The sequence below is a fragment of the Bradyrhizobium sp. DOA1 genome (assembly GCF_001593325.1).
In the GTDB taxonomy this organism is placed as follows: domain Bacteria; phylum Pseudomonadota; class Alphaproteobacteria; order Rhizobiales; family Xanthobacteraceae; genus Bradyrhizobium.
This window is the reverse complement of record NZ_JXJM01000001.1, coordinates 5,041,140-5,061,057: the sequence shown is the minus strand read 5'-3', so window position 1 is coordinate 5,061,057 and position 19,918 is coordinate 5,041,140. Positions and strand designations below refer to the sequence as shown.

The 19,918-nt window shown below is 65.3% G+C and carries 16 protein-coding genes; 11 read left to right on the top strand and 5 right to left on the bottom strand.

Annotated features, from left to right (window positions below; translation table 11 throughout):
- Positions 1-282: 282 nt before the first annotated feature.
- On the top strand, positions 283-735 hold the full coding sequence (locus SE91_RS23560) for a hypothetical protein (protein WP_061849315.1): 453 nt from the start codon (positions 283-285) through the stop codon (positions 733-735).
- Positions 736-860: 125 nt separating this feature from the next.
- Here the strand turns inward: SE91_RS23560 and SE91_RS23555 are convergent, their stop codons facing one another.
- On the bottom strand, positions 861-1,841 hold the full coding sequence (locus SE91_RS23555) for an ABC transporter substrate-binding protein (protein WP_061851273.1): 981 nt from the start codon (positions 1,839-1,841) through the stop codon (positions 861-863).
- 476 nt (positions 1,842-2,317) lie between these two features.
- Between SE91_RS23555 and SE91_RS23550 the strand changes: the two genes are divergently transcribed.
- From SE91_RS23550 to SE91_RS23515, 8 genes are all read left to right on the top strand, one after another.
- Positions 2,318-3,421 carry an ABC transporter substrate-binding protein gene (locus SE91_RS23550; protein ID WP_061851272.1) on the top strand — a complete coding sequence of 368 codons (1,104 nt, stop codon included), beginning with the start codon at positions 2,318-2,320 and terminating at the stop codon, positions 3,419-3,421.
- The gene (locus SE91_RS23545) at positions 3,399-4,421 is read left to right on the top strand and encodes an ABC transporter permease (protein ID WP_061849314.1); all 1,023 of its coding nucleotides are present in this window, start codon (positions 3,399-3,401) and stop codon (positions 4,419-4,421) included. The genes SE91_RS23550 and SE91_RS23545 overlap by 23 nt, the downstream gene beginning before the upstream one ends.
- Positions 4,415-5,206, top strand: coding sequence for an ABC transporter ATP-binding protein (locus tag SE91_RS23540; RefSeq protein ID WP_061849313.1), 792 nt, complete (start codon positions 4,415-4,417; stop codon positions 5,204-5,206). Before SE91_RS23545 ends, SE91_RS23540 begins: the two co-directional genes overlap by 7 nt.
- Positions 5,200-6,372, top strand: a complete 1,173-nt coding sequence (locus SE91_RS23535) for an acyl-CoA dehydrogenase family protein (RefSeq protein WP_061849312.1) — start codon at positions 5,200-5,202, stop codon at positions 6,370-6,372. The genes SE91_RS23540 and SE91_RS23535 overlap by 7 nt, the downstream gene beginning before the upstream one ends.
- Before the next feature lie 30 nt (positions 6,373-6,402).
- Positions 6,403-7,503, top strand: a complete 1,101-nt coding sequence (locus SE91_RS23530; protein WP_061849311.1) for an LLM class flavin-dependent oxidoreductase — start codon at positions 6,403-6,405, stop codon at positions 7,501-7,503.
- Entirely contained in the window at positions 7,500-8,438 is a 939-nt protein-coding gene (locus SE91_RS23525; protein WP_061849310.1) for an ABC transporter substrate-binding protein, read from the top strand. The genes SE91_RS23530 and SE91_RS23525 overlap by 4 nt, the downstream gene beginning before the upstream one ends.
- 330 nt (positions 8,439-8,768) lie before the next feature.
- On the top strand, positions 8,769-9,614 hold the full coding sequence (locus tag SE91_RS23520; protein WP_061849309.1) for a CmcJ/NvfI family oxidoreductase: 846 nt from the start codon (positions 8,769-8,771) through the stop codon (positions 9,612-9,614).
- A 106-nt stretch (positions 9,615-9,720) separates the two neighbouring features.
- Positions 9,721-10,890, top strand: a complete 1,170-nt coding sequence (locus SE91_RS23515; protein WP_061849308.1) for a Gfo/Idh/MocA family protein — start codon at positions 9,721-9,723, stop codon at positions 10,888-10,890.
- Between the two features lie 65 nt (positions 10,891-10,955).
- On the opposite strand, the gene SE91_RS23510 is transcribed toward SE91_RS23515, so the two are convergent.
- From SE91_RS23510 to SE91_RS23495, 4 genes are all read right to left on the bottom strand, one after another.
- Positions 10,956-12,266 (bottom strand): ABC transporter substrate-binding protein, encoded by a 1,311-nt coding sequence (locus SE91_RS23510; RefSeq protein WP_008557092.1) that lies wholly within the window; start codon positions 12,264-12,266, stop codon positions 10,956-10,958.
- A 144-nt stretch (positions 12,267-12,410) separates the two neighbouring features.
- Positions 12,411-14,921: an excinuclease ABC subunit UvrA gene (uvrA, locus tag SE91_RS23505; protein WP_061849307.1), complete on the bottom strand. Its 2,511-nt coding sequence runs from the start codon at positions 14,919-14,921 to the stop codon at positions 12,411-12,413.
- 79 nt (positions 14,922-15,000) lie between these two features.
- Positions 15,001-16,098: an NAD(P)/FAD-dependent oxidoreductase gene (locus SE91_RS23500; RefSeq protein ID WP_061849306.1), complete on the bottom strand. Its 1,098-nt coding sequence runs from the start codon at positions 16,096-16,098 to the stop codon at positions 15,001-15,003.
- 99 nt (positions 16,099-16,197) lie between these two features.
- Positions 16,198-17,433: an SMP-30/gluconolactonase/LRE family protein gene (locus tag SE91_RS23495; RefSeq protein ID WP_061849305.1), complete on the bottom strand. Its 1,236-nt coding sequence runs from the start codon at positions 17,431-17,433 to the stop codon at positions 16,198-16,200.
- A 181-nt stretch (positions 17,434-17,614) separates the two neighbouring features.
- Between SE91_RS23495 and SE91_RS23490 the strand changes: the two genes are divergently transcribed.
- Together SE91_RS23490 and SE91_RS23485 are read left to right on the top strand one after the other, a co-directional pair.
- Positions 17,615-17,884, top strand: a complete 270-nt coding sequence (locus tag SE91_RS23490; protein WP_061849304.1) for a hypothetical protein — start codon at positions 17,615-17,617, stop codon at positions 17,882-17,884.
- Between the two features lie 376 nt (positions 17,885-18,260).
- Complete coding sequence (locus tag SE91_RS23485) at positions 18,261-19,823, top strand: 2-isopropylmalate synthase (protein ID WP_061849303.1); 1,563 nt, start codon at positions 18,261-18,263, stop codon at positions 19,821-19,823.
- Positions 19,824-19,918 lie beyond the last annotated feature (95 nt).

The window sequence follows — 19,918 nt, the reverse complement described above, 5'->3', positions numbered from 1 at the left end:
TGATCCTCCCAAGCTCTGGCATATCGGGGCTTTTTGTCGCGAAATGCCCCGCGGTCCCGCGCCCATTGGAACCGATAGTAATGGTATGCATAGTCAATCGGGAAGTAGGTTGTTGGTTGCGAGCATGGGAAGCTTAATGCTTTGGTCTTGGCGATCCAGCAGCGCGCCGTGGGCGCGGCTTGTGCGCCGCACGCAAATTCCGGGCTTTGATTTGGCGCCGGGATGCCCGATCATGGTGTTGCGATCCTTTTCCAAGCGAAACGTCAGACAGGGAGTAGGACGATGAGGATCTGGAGAACGGCAATTGCCTGTGCGCTGGCCGGCGCGGTCGTCGCCGGCGGAGTTCAGGAGGCGACGGCAGCCCCGCTGCCGACCAATGTCGCGACGATGAAGGCTGCGGCCGGCAACGATGTCACGCAGGTGCATTGGCGCGGCGGCGGCTGGGGATGGGGTATCGGCGGTCTCGCCGCCGGCGCGATCATCGGCGGTGCCATCGCCGCCGGCGCACCGTACGGATATGGTTATGGCTATGGCCGCCCGTATTACGGCGGCTATGGATATCCCGGCTACGGCTATGGTTATGCGCCGGTCTATTATGGTTACGGGCCGAGCTACGGGTATGGTGGCTACTACGCGCGTCCGCGCTACTACGGCTATCGCGCCTATCGCCCATATTACGGTCCGCGCTACGGCTACTACCGGTCGTATTACCGGCCTTATCGCGGCTATTGGTAAGGGCTCGCGCGGCTAGAGCGAGAGCCACACGATCAGGCTCATGCATGCGAGATGCATGAGCACGATCACGGCGAGATGCAGCGGGCCGGCCTTGAGATCAAGCCCACGCATCTCGCCGCCTCCGCTTAATTCGATCCGGAGGCCGCGGCGGTGAAGCTGCGGTCGACGGGTTTGCTCACGTCGAGCTTTTTCGGCAGGATGCCGTAGCGCGTCGAGCGGTCGGAGGCCGCCTGCACCTCCTTCACCACGTTCTCGTCGACGACGATCGGGCTGGTGCGTTGCGCCGTGTAGGCAGACAGCAGCACATCCTCCGGCAGCTTGGTCAGTTCAGCCGTGTTCCTGGCGTATTCGGGAAGGTGATCCAGCGACCACAGCCGCGCCTTGTTCAAGCGCTGTACCAGATCGTGCACCGCCGCGCGTTTGGTGGCGATGGCGTTGTCGGAGGCGACGATGAAGGTGATGGTTGGCGTCAGGCCTTCGCCGTTGGCGATGACGCGGGCCTTGTCCTTCAGCGTTGCGAACGACACGTAGGGCTCCCACACCGCCCATGCATCGATCGAGCCGGCGAGCAGCGCGATCTTGGCGTCGACCGGCCCGAGCGGCGCGAAGGTCGCATCCTCGAGCTTGATCTCCGCCTTCTCCAGCGTGGCGTCGATCAGGAACTGGCCCCAGCCGCCGCGCGTGCCCGCGAGCCGTTTGCCCTTGAGGTCGGCGGCCGATTTGATCGGCGAGTCCTGGCGCACCAGGATGGCCTGTGTCTTCGCGTCCGACCGCGTGCCGCCGATCGCCTTGATCGGCGCGCCAGCCGCGTAGACCGAGAGGAACGAGAGGTCGCCGGTATAGCCGACGTCGAGCGCACCGGCGTTGAGCGCTTCGAGGATCGGCGCGGCCGCGGGGAATTCCGACCATTCGATCTTGTAGGGCAGGTCCTTCGCATAGCCGGAGATCTCGAGCAGCGAGCGGTTGCCGCCCTTCTGGTCGCCGACGCGCAGCACGACGGTCTCGGCCGCGAAGGTCGCGGCGGCCGTCGACAAGGTAACGGCAGCGGCGAACAGCGATGCCGCGACACGGCGGGTGATGGGATGATGACGGGAGTTGATGCGCATGTGGCCTGTCTTGTTGCTTTGCTCACGACGCGTGAGCGGACGATGCAGCGAGACGATCAAGTCTATGAGGGCGCGATGCGCCGTCAATGAAATGGCCGTTCGTATTGCGAACGCCTCAGGCAAGGACGTTTCATCGAACGGCCGCGCGTGAGAAGACGGCATGCTTGCGACGGAGAGCTGCACAGGAATGATGCAGATGCGTGCCCCGCTTCGCTCGGCCTTGGCAACTGCATTCGCGAAAATCCTTTCATCGTTCCCGCGTGCGGCGATGGAGAGAATGACCTCGCTTCGCGCAACATTCGAAATTCCATTTCATTGACGATGAGGCGCGTGCGCCGCATGATTTGCGCATCGCATCAACGCGGCGCGTGAAGCGCCGCAGAACGACAATCCTTCAACGCAGCTCCGCACGGAACATGCGCAACGCCACGCGTCGCGCCAACGGCGGAGCCGTGCCAGCGCAGGAGCGGGGACCGATGAACAACGATGAAGAGCGCGGCGGATCGAAGCTCGACCGGCGCCATCTGCTTCAGGCGGGCCTGGCTGCAGCCTTCGCCGCGCCGCTTGGCGCGTTCGGTGCAGCGCAGGCCTTCGCGCCGGGCGGGATTACGGCCGGCGTCGACTTCTCGGAATTTCCGCTGTGCCGGACGGCATCGAGCGCGCCTGCGCTCACCGGCGCGCCGCGCAAGCTGAAACTGTCGTGGAATGCGGGCGCAGTCTGCCTTGCGCCGGTGCCGGTCGCGATCGAGCACGGCTTCTTCCAGAAGCACAATCTCGACGTCGAGCTCGTCAACTATTCCGGCTCGACCGACCAGCTGCTCGAGGCGATCGCGACGGGCAAGAGCGATGCCGGCCTCGGCATGGCGCTGCGCTGGCTGAAGCCGCTGGAGCAGGGGTTTGACGTCAAGATCGCCGCGGGCACCCATGGTGGCTGCATGCGCGTGCTGTCGCGCACCGATTCCAATGTCGCCAAGCTCGCCGATCTCAAGGGCAAGATCGTCGCGGTCGGCGATCTCGCCGGGCCCGACAAGAACTTCTTCTCGATTCAGCTGGCCAAGCTCGGCATCGACCCCGTGAAGGACGTCGACTGGCGTGCCTATCCCGGCAACCTGCTCAACGTCGCCGTCGAGAAGGGCGAGGTGCAGGCGTTCCTGTCGTCCGATCCGCTGGCCTATCTCTGGCTCAAGGACACCCAATACAAGGAAGTCGCCTCCAATCTCGACGGCGAGTATCGCGAGAAGAGCTGCTGCATCCTCGGCCTGCGCGGCAGCCTGGTGCGCGAGGAGCCGCAGGTCGCCCGCGCCATCACGCAGGCGCTGCTCGATGCTGCGATGTTCACGGCGCAGAATGCGACGGTGGCGGCAAAATCGTTCCAGCCCTACGCGCCGAAGGCGGCGACGCTCGCCGATATCGAAGGCATGGTGCGCTACCACACCCACCATCATCATCCCGTGGGCGACGTGCTCAAGCGCGAATTGAAGGCCTATGCCGACGATCTCAAGAGCGTGCAAGTGTTCAAGCAAAGCACCGACACGGCCAAATTCGCGGAGCGCATCTATGTCGACGTATTCGCTGTCTGACGGTCTTGCCTCCGGCGCGCCGCGCGTCTCGCGCGCACCGCTGCTGGCAAGCTGGATCCGGGAATCCGGCGTCGGCGTGCTCGCCAGCATCGCGTGGATCGCCTTCGGCCTGTCCTGCCTGTGGTGGCAGGATGTCGGCGACTGGTCGCGCACGCATTCGCTAGGCATTGCTGCCTTCATCATCGCCGCCATCGCGCTGTTCGGCACCATCGGGGCCGATTATCTCGGCTCTGCCGGTCGGGCCCTGCACAGCCGCGCGCCCTGGCTCGTCGCGCTCGGCGCGTTCCTGACGGTGTGGGAGGTCGCGACCGCGAAATTCGCCTGGCTGCCGCTGCCGTTCTTTCCGCCGCCGCAGGCGATCATCGAGGTCTATACCGACGATCTGCCGAAGCTGCTCGATAGCGTCTTCGCCTCGGTCAAGCTCCAGCTTGGCGGTTATCTGATCGGCGCTACGATCGGCTTCCTCACCGGTGTCTCGATCGGCTGGTCGCGTGCGGTCGGCTATTGGGTGCATCCGGTGCTGCGCTTCATCGGCCCGCTGCCGGCAACTGCCTGGCTGCCGATCGCCTTCTTCACGTTCCCATCGAGCTGGAGCGCCTCGACCTTCCTGATCGCGCTGGCGACGGGCTTCCCCGTCACCGTGCTGACCTGGTCGGGCGTTGCGAGCGTCAGCAACGCCTATTACGACGTCGCGCGCACGCTGGGCGCCAAGCCCTCCTTCCTGGTGTTGAAGGTCGCGATCCCCGCAGCGCTGCCGCACGTCTTCGTCGGCCTGTTCATGGGGCTGGGGTCGTCGTTCGCCGTGCTGGTCGTCGCCGAGATGATCGGCGTCAAGGCCGGCCTCGGCTGGTACCTGCAATGGGCGCAGGGCTGGGCCGCCTACGCCAACATGTATGCGGCGCTGATCGTGATGTCGCTGCTCTGCTCCGGCGCGATCACGATGCTGTTCTCGATCCGCGATCGCCTCCTGGTCTGGCAGAAGGGGACTGTCAAATGGTAGCTCTGGCCGAAACGGTCACGCACCCTGCCGCCGGCGCCGCGCTCGACATCGAGCGGGTCAGCCACGCCTTTGACATCGACGGCGCCGAGCTGCCGGTGCTCAGCGACGTCAGCATCTCGGTCGAGCCGGGCGAGTTCGTCGCGTTGCTCGGCCCCTCCGGCTGTGGCAAGTCGACCCTGTTGCGGCTGGTCGCCGGGCTCGACAAGCCCAAGGCGGGAAGGTTGCGGGAGAACGAGGATCGCATCCGAAGCCCGCATCCCTCGCGCGTCGTCGTGTTCCAGGATCCGACCCTGTTTCCCTGGCGGTCGGTCTGGGACAACGTCGCCCTGGGCCTCGAGGCCCAGGGCATCTTAAAAAGCCAGCGTCACCGAGTCGATGCTGCGCTCGATCTCGTCGGGCTGGCGTCGTTCCGCAACGCCTATCCGCACCAGCTCTCCGGCGGCATGGCGCAGCGCGTCGCGCTGGCCCGGGCACTGGTCAATGATCCCAAGATCCTGATCCTCGACGAGCCGCTCGGCAAGCTCGACTCGCTCACCCGCATCACCATGCAGGCCGAGCTCGTTGCGCTCTGGCAGCGCAAGGGCTTCACCACGTTATTGGTGACCCATGATGCTGAAGAGGCCCTGGTGCTCGCCAACCGCGTCATCGTGTTCAGCGACCGTCCGGCGCGGGTCAAGGCCGACATCCGGGTCGATCGGCCTTATCCGCGGCATCGCGGCGATCCATATCTCGCCGATCTGCGCCGCCAGATCCTCGGCCTCTTGGGACTGGACGCCACATGGTAACGCCTGTAGCCAAGGGCCGCGCGACCCATAGCGAGCCCGACTACATCGCGCGCGCCGAAGTGCTTGCCGAAGGCTTCGCCGCGCGTGCGGCCGAGCACGACCGCACCGGCAGCTTTCCCTTTGAGAACTTTCGCGAGCTGTCCGAAGCAGGCCTGCTCTCGCTGACGGTTCCTGCGGCGCATGGCGGGGCCGGCGCCGGCGCGCGATACACCGCGCGCGTCCTTGGTATCATCGGCAAGGCTGACCCGTCGACCGCGCTGGTGCTGTCGATGCACTACATCAATCATCTGGTGATGGCACGCAGCCCGACTTGGCCGGCGAAGCTATCGCGCAAGCTGGCGCGCGAAAGCGTCGAGGGCCTCGCGCTGGTCAACGCGCTGCGGGTCGAGCCCGAGCTCGGCTCACCCGCCCGCGGCGGCCTGCCGGCGACGATCGCGCGGCGTACCGACACCGGCTGGCGGCTCACCGGCCACAAGATCTATTCGACGGGATCCCCGATCCTGAAATGGTACCTGGTCTGGGCGCGGACCGACGAGGCCGAGCCGCGCGTCGGACAGTTCCTGGTGCCGGCGGGCCTGCCGGGCACGCGCATCGTCGAAACCTGGGACCATCACGGCCTGCGCGCCAGCGGCAGCCACGACGTGATCTTCGACGACGTCGTGATCCCGCTCGACGCAGAGGTCGATGTGCGCAAGCCCGCCGAGTGGCGCGCGCTCGACGTCACGCAGGCGAGCATCCACACGCTCTTCGTTGCCGCAATCTATGACGGCGTCGCCCGCGCCGCCCGCGACTGGCTGATCACCTTCCTGAAGCAGCGCGTTCCCGCCAGCCTCGGCGCGCCGCTGGCGAGCCTGCCGCGGGCACAGGAGATCCTCGGCGGCATCGAGGCGCGGCTTGCGGTCAATGCGCGACTGATCGACACGTTTGCGCGTGATTTCGATGACGGTGTTCAGCTCTCGGGAAGCGAGTCCAACGTCATCAAGCTCACCGTGACCAACAACGCCGTCGCCGTGGTCGAGGACGCGCTGTCGCTCACCGGCAATCATGGACTGTCCCGCACCAATCCGCTGGAGCGGCACTATCGCGACGTGTTGTGCGGACGCGTGCACACGCCGCAGGACGATTCCACGCGCATCGGCCTCGGCCGCGCCGCATTGGGCCTCTAGCCTATCCGGAAAACAATCAGGGAGACGATCATGTCGATCGAGTTCATCGGCTTCATCAGCAACAACAATTCGTCCGAAACTGTGGTCCGCGAAGGTCCGGTCCTCAACCCCACCCACATCGAGACGGTGGCGAAGGCGCACGAGAATGCCGGCTTCGATCGTGCGCTGCTGGCGTTTCATTCGACCTCGCCCGACGCTCTCCAGGTGGCCCAGCACGTCCTGAATCACACTGAACGTCTCAACGTGCTGATCGCGCAGCGGCCCGGCTTCACCGCGCCGACGCTGCTGGCGCGGCAGCTCGCCGTGCTCGACCAGTTCTCGCGCGGCAGGGTTGCTCTGCACGTCATCACCGGCGGCAACGCCACCGAGCTCCGGCAGGACGGCAATACGCTCGACGACAAGGACGAACGCTATGTCCGCACCTCCGAATTTCTCGACGTGCTCAAGCTGGAATGGACCAGCGACAAGCCGTTCACCTACAGGGGCAAGTACTACCAGGTTGAGAACGCGTTCTCTCAGGTGAAGCCGTATCGTCCCGAAGGCATTCGCGTCTATTTCGGCGGGGCCTCGGATGCAGCAATCGACGTCGCCGGCAAGCATGCCGACACGTTTGCGCTGTGGGGCGAGTCGTACGCCCAGGTGCGCGACGTCACCTCGCGCGTCCATAATGCTGCGGTTCGGCAGGGGCGGCCGACGCCGCGCTTCAGCCTGTCGGTGCGGCCGATCATTGCGCCGACCGAGAAGCAAGCCTGGGAGAAGGCGGAAGAGATTCTGGCGCGCGCTACCGCGCTTCAGGACAAGACCGGCTATCGCAAGCCCGCCGACGGCCATGCCACCGCCGGTGCGCGGCGCCTTCTTGTACTCGCCGACCAGGGCAGCCGCATCGACAAGCGGCTGTGGACCGAGATCGCCAAGCTCACCGGCGCCAACAGCAACACCACCGCTTTGGTCGGCACGCCCGAGCAGGTCGCCGAAGTGTTCGGCGACTATTACGACCTCGGCATCAGCCACTTCCTGATCCGCGGCTTCGATCCGCTGATCGACGCGATCGAGTATGGCCGCGAGTTGATCCCGCTGACGCGGGAGCTCGTCGCCAAGCGTCAGGCCGTGCGCGGCGAGGCCGCGGAATGATCCGCCTCATGCTGGCCGGCGCGCTGCTGTTCGGCTCGTTCGAGCTCGCAACAGCGCAAACCACCCTGCGGGTAGGCGACCAGAAGGGCAATGCGCAGGCCGTGATGGAAGCCGCCGGCGTGCTCAAGGACGTTCCCTACAAGATCGAGTGGAAGGAGTTTCCGGCGGCGGCGCCCTTGCTGGAGGCGCTCAGCGCCGGCGCGATCGAGACCGGGCTCGTCGGCGACGCGCCCTTCACCTTCGCCGCCGCCTCCGGTGCTCCGGTCAAGGCGATCGCCGCGATCCGGCAGACCCGCGAGGGCCTCGCAATCCTCGTGCCGGAGACTTCGCCGATCAAGAGCTTTGCCGATCTACGGGGCAAGAAGATCGCAACGGGCCGCGGCTCGATCGGTCATCAGCTCATCCTCGCCGCGCTCGAGAAGAACGGCTGGGCTGCGAGCGACGTGCAAATTGCTCACCTGGCGCCGTCGGATGCCAAGATCGCGTATACCCAAGGATCCGTGGATGCCTGGTCGACCTGGGAGCCCTATGTCAGCCAGGAAGAGGTGCTGTTTAAATCCCGCCGCATCATCACCTCGGAAGGCCTGACGCCGGGGTTGAGCTTCCAGGTCGCGCGGCCCGACGCGATCAGGGACAAGCGCGCGGAGCTGACGGACTTCATCCACCGCCTCACCGCGGCGCGGGCGTGGTCGCTGAACAACATCGACAGCTATGCCGCGACCTGGGGCCGGCTGATGAACATCCCGACATCAGTGCCGCAGAACTGGCTGTCGCGCGCCAAGATCCGCATCACGCCGATCGACGACGGCGTGGTCGCCGACGAGCAGAGCACGATCGATCTCTATTTCCGCTGGGGACTGATCAAGCAGAAGTTGGATGCAACCGAGATCGTGGATCGTTCGTTCACGGATGCGATTGCGAAGGCGGGGTTGTAGCGCTGTTTCGTGTCCCGGACGCGGCGCAGCGTGAAACGCTGCTCCGCAGAGCCGGGACCCATGCTGCGCAGTATGCTCGCGGTGCGATGGGCCCGGCTCTGCAGCGCACCGCTGAAGAAGCGCTGCGCTGCGTCCGGGCACGAGATCTCACAAGCCTCTCAAGCCCTCGTGAGATGGAGAACAGCGCTTCCATAATGCGCGCATTCCTCGGCGCTTTCTTTCTTCGTTCCCCGCTCCCGACAACACCCGCATTGCTATTTGCGCCACCTCCCTTGCGGTGCGCCGCATCCCCTCAAAAATCAATCCGACGACCACATCGGGAGACCGGCCATGGGCCTGCAAGAAACAAGAATCGAGTCGCTTCCCTTCGTCACTGCCGAACTCAACTATCTCGCACCTGTTACAGCCAAGCCGCGCACCTATGCCTTCGATCCGCCGCCGGGCGAGCCGAAGAGCACGGCGCTGCCGGAGGCGCATCAGGTGCCGATCTTCGATGCGCGGCTGATCGCGCAGAACTTCTCGCTCGATCGCGAAGGCTTCGCGCTGGTGCGCCATCCGACCCAGGTGAAGGACTTCTACAACGACGCGGAGGTGAGGGCGGTCTACTATCCCGCCGTCGAGGCTTTCCTGCGCGCGACGCTGCAGGCCGACCGCGTCGTCATCTTCGATCACACGGTGCGCAGGCGTGTCGAGGGCGCGGCGGACATCCGCGATGGCGGCCCACGCCAGCCCGCGACGCGCGTCCATGTCGACCAGACCGCGATCTCCGGTGCCAACCGCGTGCGCGAGCATCTGCCTGACGAAGCCGACGAGTTGCTCAATGGCCGGGTGCAGGTGATCAATTTGTGGCGGCCGATCCGGGGTCCCTTGCGCGATTCACCGCTGGCGATGGCCGATGGCACGACGGTCGCGCCTGATGATCTCGTCGCCTCCGACCTGATCTATCCCAATCGCCGCGGCGAGACCTATTCGGTGAAATACAATCCGAACCATCGCTGGTTCTATTTCCCCGAGATGACGCCGGACGAGGCGCTGCTGCTGAAATGCTACGATTCCGCAACCGATGGCCGCACCCGGTTCGGGCCGCATACGGCTTTCGTCGATCCGACGACGCCGCTGGATGCCGCGCCGCGCGAAAGCATCGAGGTGCGCACTCTGGTGTTCCACAAGCAGTAACGAGGGGTGATGGCACTGCCGGGCCTCGTCCCGGTGGTGCTCCCGGGCCCCGGTGGATTAGGATCGTCAGCGCGCTATAGTGCCGCCCAAACAGGGATGAGGCGCTATGGCCAAAATCAGGGTGGGACTCGTCGGCTGCGGCTTCGTGTCGGAGCTGCATATGTATGCGTTCCGGCGCGTCTATGGCGTGGACGTCGAGGTTGCGGCGGTGGCCGCGCGCGGCGACCATGTCGTCGACTTCGCCGCCCGCCACGGCATCCTGCGCGTCTATCGCAGTTTTGCTGACCTGATCGCGGACGGCGAGATAGATGTCGTGGACATCTGCACCCCGCCCAATCTCCATGCCGGGATGATCATCAATTCCATGCAGGCCGGCAAGCACGTCATCTGCGAAAAGCCCTTTGCCGGCTATTTCGGCCGCGAGGGCGATGCGCAGCCGATCGGCAAGCATGTGCCGAAGGCGCTGATGTATGAGCGCGTGCTGGAGGAGATGGATGCGACGCGCGCCGCGATCGAGCGTACCGGAAAGCTCTTCATGTATGCCGAGGACTGGATCTACGCGCCCGCGGTGACCAAGACGGCCGAGATCCTCAAGGCGACCAAGGACAAGGTCCTGTTCATGAAGGGCGAAGAGAGCCATTCCGGCTCGCACGCGGCGCATGCCGCACAATGGGCCATGACCGGCGGCGGCTCGCTGATTCGCATGGGCTGTCATCCGCTCTCGGCCGTGCTGTATCTGAAACAGGTCGAAGCCAACGCGCGCGGCGAAATCATCCGCGTCGCCAGCGTCACCTGCGATGTCGGCAACGTCACCGCGGGGCTGAAGCCAGAAGAGCGGACTTACATCAAGGCCAACCCGGTTGACGTCGAGGACTGGGGCACACTCACCGCCACCTTCTCCGACGGCACCAAGGCGACCGTATTCTCAGGTGACATGATCATGGGCGGAGTGCGCAATCTGATCGAGACCTATACGAGCGGCGGCTCGCTGTTCGCCAACATCACCCCGAACACGCATCTGATGAGCTACCAGACCAGCGAGGAGAAGCTGGCGAGCGTCTACATCACCGAGAAGGTCGATCGGAAGACTGGCTGGCAATATGTCTGTCTCGAAGAGGAATGGACGCGCGGCTACTTGCAGGAGATCCAGGACTTCATGGAATGCGTGGCAACCGGCCGCCAGCCGCTGTCGGACCTCGCGCTGGCCTATGAGACCATCAAGGTGAACTACGCCGGCTATTGGGCGGCGGAGGAGGGGCGACGGGTGGTGTTGTAGGGGCTCTCCCACCCTCCCCTGGAGCGCAGGGGAGGGTAGGAGCATCGTCGCCGTGCGCCGCCCTTCTACGCCCCGTAGGTCGATCCCTTTGGCAGCGGGAACACCGGATCCCGCGTGCGAATGTTGCTCGGCCACACCACCGAGATGTGCTCGCCGGCGTTCTGCATCACCACGGGGGTCGAGCGTTCGTTCTGGCCGGAGAGCGGCGTGCCGGGCGGGTAGAATTTCACGCCATAGCCCTGGATGGTGCCACCGGCGGGAATGTCGACGTCGAGCGCGGCCTTGCGGATGGCCTCGGGCTCGAAGCCGCCGTACTTCTCCTTGGCGACAGGCAGCACGTTGTTCAGCAGTATCCAGGTCTGATTGAAGCCCATCGAGCAGTGCGGCGGCACGTCGGTCGCGCCGGTCTTGGCCTTGTAGCGCGTGACCATCGCGTTGATCAGGTCGCCCATGCCGGGCGCGAGTTTGGCGGGATCGAGCAATTGCGCCGGCACGGGATCGATGTTGCAGAAATTGTCGATGTCGGCACCGAAGGTGGCGCGCAGCTTGTCGAGCTGGCTGTAACCGGCGCCGGCGCCGAACAGCATCTTGAAACGCAGGCCACTCTCGCGCGCTTGGCGCAGGAACAGGGTGATGTCGGGGTTGTAGCCGGCATGTGAGATCACGTCGGCCTTGGCCCGCTTGATCTTCGTGACCAGCACCGAGAGATCGGGCGCCGAGGCCGAATAGCCTTCGCGCAGCACCACCGGAATGCCGGCCTCCTTGGCATAGGCCTCGTCGGCGGAGGCAACGCCGACGCCATAGGGGCCGTCCTCGTGGATCAACGCGACCTTGACCTCCTTCGGGTCCATGCCGAGCTTTGCTTTGGCATGTTCATTGATAAAGCTTGCGAAGGCCTGTCCGTACTGGTCGGAATGAATCTGCGCCCGGAAGACGTATTGCAGGTTCTTGTCCTTGAACACGGCGGTCGAGACCGCGGTCGTGATCCAGAGGATCTTCTTCTGCTGCTCCACCTTGGCGGCGAGCGGCACGGCGTGCGAGCTCGCATAGACGCCGTTGAGGATGTCGACCTTTTCCTGGTTGATCAGCCGCTCGGCCTCGTTGATCGCGACATCGGGCTTGCTCTGGGAGTCGGCGGCAACAGGCACGATCTTGGTCTTGCCGCCGATCCCGCCTTTCTCGTTGACGAGATCGATGGCGATCTGCGCGCCGATCGAGGAGGCGACCGAGCCGCCGGCGGCGAACGGGCCGGTCAGATCGTAGATGACGCCGATGCGTAAATTCTCGGCTTGCGCCTGGGCGCGTGTCCAATCGAGGCTGAGTGCGGCGGCGGCAGCCGCCGAGGTCTTCAGCAGCTGCCTGCGTGAAGTCGGCATCCTATCCTCCCTCTGAACCGTCATATGATCTTGCTTTTTGCGAAGTATGGAGAGGGGGACGGCGGAAAGTCAACATCGCGAAAGTCGCGGGGGCGTCAGCCTCGTCGGCGAACGCAACTGCGAGATAAGGGGTGACGCAGGCGCTCACTGCTTCAAGCGGTGGGCTAGGTAATGCGCCGTCTTCCCGCCGGTTCGGGCAACCTGCTCCGGCTTACCCGCGGCGACAATGCGACCGCCCTCGTCGCCGGCGCCGGGGCCGAGATCAATGATCCAGTCGCTGTGGGAGATCACGTCCATGTCGTGCTCGACCACGATCACGCTGTTGTCCGAATCCACGATCCGGTCGAGCTGAGCGATCAACCGCTCGACGTCCCTGGGATGCAGCCCGGTGGTCGGTTCGTCCAGGACATAGAGGGTGTGGCCGCGCTGCGGCCGCATCAGCTCGGTCGCCAGCTTGATGCGTTGGGCTTCGCCGCCGGACAATTCGGTCGCGGACTGGCCGAGCCGGATATAGCCGAGACCGACCTCGCGGACGACCGACAGCGAACGGTTGAGCGCGGTGTCGTCGTGGAAGAACTCGAAGGCCTCGTCGACGCGCATCGCCAGCACGTCCGCGATGGATTTGCCGCGGATCTTCACTTCCAGCGTCTTGTCGTTGTAGCGCGCCCCCTTGCAGGTCGGGCACGGCGCATAGACGCTGGGCAGGAACAGAAGCTCGACGCAGACGAAGCCTTCGCCCTCGCAGGTCGCACATCGGCCTTTGGCGACGTTGAACGAGAACCGTCCGGCATCGTAGCGGCGGGATTTTGCCTGCGGCGCCGCCGCGAACAGCTTCCGCACATGGTCGAACAGGCCGGTATAGGTCGCAAGGTTGGAGCGCGGCGTGCGGCCGATCGGTCTTTGATCGACCACGACGAGGCGATCGATCTGATCGAGGCCCGCAGCAATCTTGCCGCCCAATGTCGCGACCGTGGGAGTCAGGCTGTCGTCATCGGAATCGGCGGCAAGCGTGTGGCCGAGGTGCGCGGCCACAGTGTCGACCAGGAACTGGCTGATCAGGCTCGACTTGCCGGAGCCGGACACGCCGGTCACGCTGGCGATGACACCGAGCGGAATATCGACGTCGAGGCCGCGAAGGTTGTTGCGGGTCACACCCCTGATCTTGAGATGCCCCTTGGGCTCGCGGCGGATCGTCGGCAGCGGCCGTCGCGGGTGTGAGAGATAGGTGGCGGTCCGCGATTGCTCGACCTGGCTCAGCCCCTCTGGGGGACCGCTATAGAGGATGCGTCCGCCGTTCTCCCCGGCTTCAGGCCCGACATCCACCAGCCAGTCGGCATGCCTGATGACCTCGATCTCGTGCTCGACCACGAAGATCGAATTGCCAGCGTGCTTCAACCGGTCGAGCGCCCGCAGCAGTGCCTCAGTGTCGGCGGGATGCAGGCCCGCCGACGGCTCGTCGAGCACATAGACGACGCCGAACAGGTTCGAGCGGACCTGGGTCGCAAGGCGCAGCCGTTGCAGCTCGCCCGGCGATAGCGTCGGCGTGCTGCGCTCGCAAGCGAGGTAGCCGAGGCCAAGGTCGAGCAGGACGGCGAGCCGGGCCGACAGATCCTCGCAGATGCGCCGCGCGACGACGGCCTTCTCCGACCTGTCGGCGGAGCTTCTTGCATATGGCTTGATCAGCTCCTGCAGCTCCTTGAGCGGCAGGTGCGACATCTCCGCAATGTTGAGGCCGGCGAATTTGACCTTGAGTGCTTGGGGCTTCAGCCGCGTGCCATGGCAGGTCGGACACTCCCGCGTGATCATGAATTGCGCGACGCGGCGCTTCATCATCGCGCTCTCGGACTTGGCGTAGGTCTGCATTACATAGCGCTTGGCGCCGGTGAACGTGCCCTGGTAGCTCGGCTCCTCCTTGCGCCGCAGGGCGCGTTTGACCTCTGCGGCGTCGTAACCGGCATAGACCGGAACGGTCGGCTGCTCCTCCGTGAACAGGATCCAGTCGCGGTCCTTCTTTGGAAGCTCGCGCCAGGGCTTGTCGACGTCGTAGCCGAGCGTCGTGAGGATGTCGCGGAGGTTCTGGCCCTGCCAGGCGCTCGGCCAGGCCGCGACGGCGCGTTCGCGGATCGTCTTGGTGTCGTCGGGCACCATCGACTTCTCGGTGACGTCGAGCATCCTGCCGATGCCGTGACAGGTCGGGCAGGCTCCCTCCGGCGTGTTCGGGGAGAACGCCTCCGCATAGAGCATCGGCTGTCCCCGCGGATAATCGCCGGCGCGGGAATAGAGCATCCTGAGCAGGTTCGAGATGGTCGTCACGCTGCCGACCGAGGACCGCGTCGTCGGTGCGCCGCGCTGCTGCTGAAGCGCCACGGCCGGCGGCAGGCCCTCGATGTCGTCGACCTCAGGGATTTGCATCTGGTGGAACAGGCGCCGCGCGTAGGGTGAGACCGATTCCAGATAGCGCCGCTGCGCCTCGGCGTAGATCGTCCCGAAGGCGAGCGAGGATTTCCCTGAGCCCGACACACCCGTGAACACGACAAGAGCGTTGCGGGGAATGCGCACATCGACGTTTTTGAGGTTGTGCTCGCGCGCGCCCCGCACCCGGACGAAGCCGTCGTCCTGCATCAGGTTGTGAGATTGTTTCGCTCGGTCGTCCATCTGGCTCCTCCAGCCTCCCATGGGAGGGTAACGGCAGGATCGCAGGATGGGTCCCGAGATGCCAGCGGGCCGCACCGGGTCAGCGCGTGTGCAGCAGCGACGGATCGAGCGGACTGAGCCGAGCGGGATCGAATGGCGAGAGGTCGATCTGCGCGGTGCCATCGACGATCAGCTGCGCGAGCGCTTCGCCGGTCGCGGGCGCGTTGAGGATGCCCCAGACATTGTGTCCGGTCGCGACATAGAGGCCGTTGCTCAGCGGCACCTTGCCGATCAGCGGCAAGCCGTCCTCCGTCACCGGTCGGAAGCAGGCCTGCCGCGCGATGATCCTTTCGGGCCTGAACAGCGGCGACAGCCGTTCGCTCATCGCTTGCAGGCGCGCGATCGCGCCTTGGTCGGGTGTCACGGAAGCGGGATCGAGCGGCAGTGGCGCGATGTCGGAGAGCGCGGTGATATGCGTGCTGCCGTCGGCCCGTGGAAAGACTTCGATCGACACGGTGCTGCCGTCCTCGTATTCGAGGAACAGCGCATCGGCCGGCACATCCGTGCCGGTGTCGTACACGATGCTTGGGCTGCGCTGGCCATAGACGGCGGGCAGGCTCATCCATTGCGCGGCGAGCAGCGACCAGGGGCCCATTGCGACGACGACCGCGTCCGCTGCAATGAAATTCGTCTCGGTCTCGACGCCTTTCACCGCCACGCCGTCGGTCTCGCGCGCGATCGCCGTGATGCGGCCGCGGCGAAGCTGCGCGCCTTGCGCGAGCGCGGCGTCCATCATGGCGGAGGTGAACTTGCGGGGATGGACGATCGCAGTCGTCTCGTGCGTGCCGATGCGCTGGGCGATGACGACGCCATCGGCGAGCCAGTCGAGCGAGCACGGGCGATTGCGGCGTGCATCGCCATCGGGGACAACGAAACCGCTATAGGCCGTCATGGGGCGATGGCCCCAATCGCCGGCGATCTCCCCGGCCAGCTCTGCGTGAAGGTCGAAGCTGCGCCGCGCCAGCGCGTCGAGCGGCGTGCCGGCGCACCAGTCGCGCGCGAGGAAGCCGCCGGCCTTGCCCGACGCAGCCGCCGCCACCTCCGTGCTCTCGACGACGATGACGTCGATGCCGCGGCGCTGGAGAAACCAGGCAATGCAGGCCCCGACGACGCCGCCGCCGCAGATCACAACGCGCATGGTCTCTCCCGGACATCCAACTTGTGGCGAAAGGACTAGCCAAAAAATTCGGCGCCGGCGAGGCAGGCCGGCGCCGCTTGGTGATCCTGATCGCCTCGCTCAGCCCGGCCCGGCGCCCTGCGTTGCGGTATACACAGCGTAGAGCGACTGGCTCGCCGCCATGAACAAGCGATTTCGCTTGGGGCCGCCGAAGCAGACGTTGCCGCAGACTTCAGGGAGCCGGATGCGGCCGAGTAGCTTGCCTTCCGGTGACCACACGGTCACGCCGCTGTAGCCTACCGCGCGGCCGGCATTGCTGGAGGCCCAGAGATTACCGTTGACGTCGCAGCGCAGCCCATCCGGTCCGCACTTCACGCCGTCGATCACGCAATCGCTAAACTTCCTATGATTCGAGAGCTTGTTGTCGCTGCCGACGTCGAACACGAAGATCTCGCCCTTGCCCCCGGGGCCGGTGTCGCCCGGGCCCTTGCCGGTCGAGGCGACGTAGAGCTTCTTGTAGTCCGGCGAAAAGCACAGGCCGTTCGGATCGGGCACCTGGTCCTCGGTGACGACGAGGTCGATGCGGCCGGTGGGATCGATGCGATAGCAATTGGTCGGCAGCTCGCGCTTGCCCGGTACGAAGCCGGCCGGCTGGCCGATCCGCGGATTGAGCTTGCCGCTCGCATTGCTCGGGCCGCCTGCAACGTCGGGCTCGCCTTCGTAGAGCTGGCCACCATAGGGCGGATCGGTGAACCAGTAGCTGCCGTCGGGATGCGCGGCGATGTCGTTCGGCGAGTTCAGCTTCTTGCCCTGATAGGAGTCGGCGAGCACTGTGGCGGTGCCGTCATGTTCGTAGCGCGTCACCCGTCGCGTCAGGTGCTCGCAGGAGAGCTGGCGGCCTTGGAAGTCGAATGAGTTGCCGTTGGAATTGTTGGAGGGCGTGCGGAATACGCTGACGCGGCCGTCGTCCTCGGTCCAGCGCATCTGCCGGTTGTTGGGAATGTCGCTCCACAGGAGGTAGCGGCCCTGCGCGCTCCACGCCGGGCCTTCGGCCCAGAGCAGTCCGGTGTAGAGACGCTTGATCGCGGTGTTGGGCTGCGCGAGATCGTTGAAGGACGGATCGACCGCGATGATATCAGGATCCCAGAAATACGTCGTCGGCGCGCCGTTGGGCCCAAAATCGCGCGGCGGCGTGGTGATCGTCGTCGGCGGTGCGGCGGGCCCGGTCTGGGCCAGTGCGGCGCCGGCTCCGGCTATGCTGGCTGCACTGATTGCAAGCCCCTGGACAAGTGTTCGTCGTGAAAGCGCAGCATCCCGGTCACGCTGGCCTCCGTCACGAGCCTCTTGGCGTGTCATCGCGTCCTCCCGATCATGTTCGCTGACCGGTTGATCCGGTCGAGCCGCGCGAAAGGTTAGTCCGGTCCGATGATGGTTGCGAGGGGTGGAATCAAAACTGCTGCGCGATGACGGGCCGCAATTTCGTCACCTTCGAATGCGTTTGGATTGATGGGCGCTGACGGGGATCAAGCCGGAGCTCATTGTGCAAATTGTCGTCCTGATCATCCTGCTCGCGATTGCTTTTGCGGGCGGCTATTTCATGCGTGACCATGTCTCCCGCAAAAGGCGGGCAGAGGCACGCCGCTGGCGCGAATACGCCGAGCCGGATTGGCTCTCCGCCAACACGCCGGCCAACACGAACGAGATATCGAAGCCCAGCGCCGCCGCACCCGGCACCACGGGCGAACTCGGCCAGATGCTGGATCGCTGGGAGAGCAGGGCCCGCGCCCGCCGCACCGGCACGAGATAGCGGCTTGCAACACTAGGTCAGCCCCGCTGACCATCTTTTGGCGTTGCAGTTGCGGCCGTTTCTCGTCTAGAAACGGTCCGCACTGAGCCTTCCGGCAACCAACCGTCAACGGTTTTGGCCGAGGATTTGTGGCTCAAAAGGGTCCGGCAATGCTGATTCGCGGCCAAATCGATGGGATTTCGGGGGAGGTGGCTCCGGCCGCCGCCGCGATCCCGGCCGCGCTGCCCACCCTCCTTCTTGGCGGGCTTCTTCTTAGCTGCCCCTGAGGGCCGGCTGGGCGCCACGCGCCTGGGCGCTCAGGGGTTGGTCGAGATCACCGGACACCTCAAGCGCCCAGACCCATGAACGGCGCAAAAGCTCAAAAGGAAATTTGCGAATGGCCACCGTGAACAAGTCCGACAAGGACCGCGTCATTATTTTCGACACCACGCTGCGCGACGGCGAGCAGTGCCCCGGCGCCACCATGACCTTCGAGGAGAAGCTGGAGGTTGCCGAGCTCTTGGACGATATGGGCGTCGACGTCATCGAGGCCGGCTTCCCGATCACCTCGCAGGGTGACTTCGAAGCGGTGAGCGAGATCGCCCGCCGCTCAAAGAATTCCGTCATCGCCGGACTGTCCCGCGCGCATCCGGCCGACATCGACCGCTGTGCTGAAGCCGTGAAATTCGCCAAGCGCGGCCGCGTCCACACCGTGATCGCGACCTCGCCGCTGCACATGCGGGTCAAGCTGAACAAGACCCCGGAGCAGGTGATCGAGACCTCGGTCGCCATGGTCGCACGCGCCCGCAACCAGATCGACGACGTCGAATGGTCGGCGGAAGACGGCACCCGCAGCGAGATGGACTTCCTGTGCCGGATCGTCGAGGCCGTGATCAAGGCCGGTGCGACCACGGTGAATATCCCCGACACGGTCGGCTACACGGTGCCCGAGGAATACACCCACTTCATGAAGACGCTGATCGAGCGCGTGCCGAATTCGGACAAGGCCGTGTTCTCCGTGCATTGCCATAACGACCTCGGCATGGCCGTGGCGAACTCGCTGGCCGGCATCGTCGGCGGCGCGCGCCAGGTCGAGTGCACCATCAACGGCATCGGCGAGCGCGCCGGCAACGCCGCGCTGGAAGAGATCGTGATGGCGATCAACGTGCGCAACGACAAATTCCCCTATTGGAACAAGATCGACACCACGCAGCTCACCCGCGCCTCGAAGGTGGTGTCGGCGGCGACCTCGTTCCCCGTCCAGTACAACAAGGCCATCGTCGGCCGGAACGCCTTCGCGCATGAGAGCGGCATCCACCAGGACGGCGTGCTGAAGGATGCCTCCACTTACGAAATCATGCGGCCCGAGATGGTCGGCCTGAAGCAGTCCTCGCTGGTGCTCGGCAAGCATTCCGGTCGCCACGCCTTCGTGCACAAGCTGGAGGAGATGGGCTACAAGCTCGGCCCGAACCAGCTGGAAGACGCGTTCACGCGGATGAAGGCGCTGGCCGACCGCAAGAAGGACATCTACGACGAGGACATCGAGGCGCTGGTCGACGAGGAGATGGCGGCCTCGCACGACCGCATCAAGCTGACCTCGCTGACGGTGATCGCCGGCACCCACGGCCCGCAGCGCGCGACCATGAAGCTGGACGTCGACGGCCAGATCAAGATCGAGGAGGCCGAGGGCAACGGTCCGGTCGATGCCGTGTTCAACTGCATCAAGCGGCTGGTGCCGCACGAGGCCAAGCTCGAGCTGTACCAGGTGCACGCGGTGACCGAAGGCACCGACGCGCAGGCCGAAGTCTCGGTGCGGCTGTCGCATGACGGCCGCTCGATGACGGCGCGAGCAGCCGACCCGGATACCCTGGTCGCCTCGGCCAAGGCCTATCTCGGGGCGCTCAACAAGATCGTCATGAAGCGTCAGCGCGACACGGTGACGACCGCCGCGGCGAGCTGAGGCTGCTTTGCCTCTCCCGCTTGCGGGAGAGGCCGACGCCCGAAGGGCGGCGGGTGAGGGCTCTCTCCTCTGGGGGATTGTCCCATCGCGGAGAC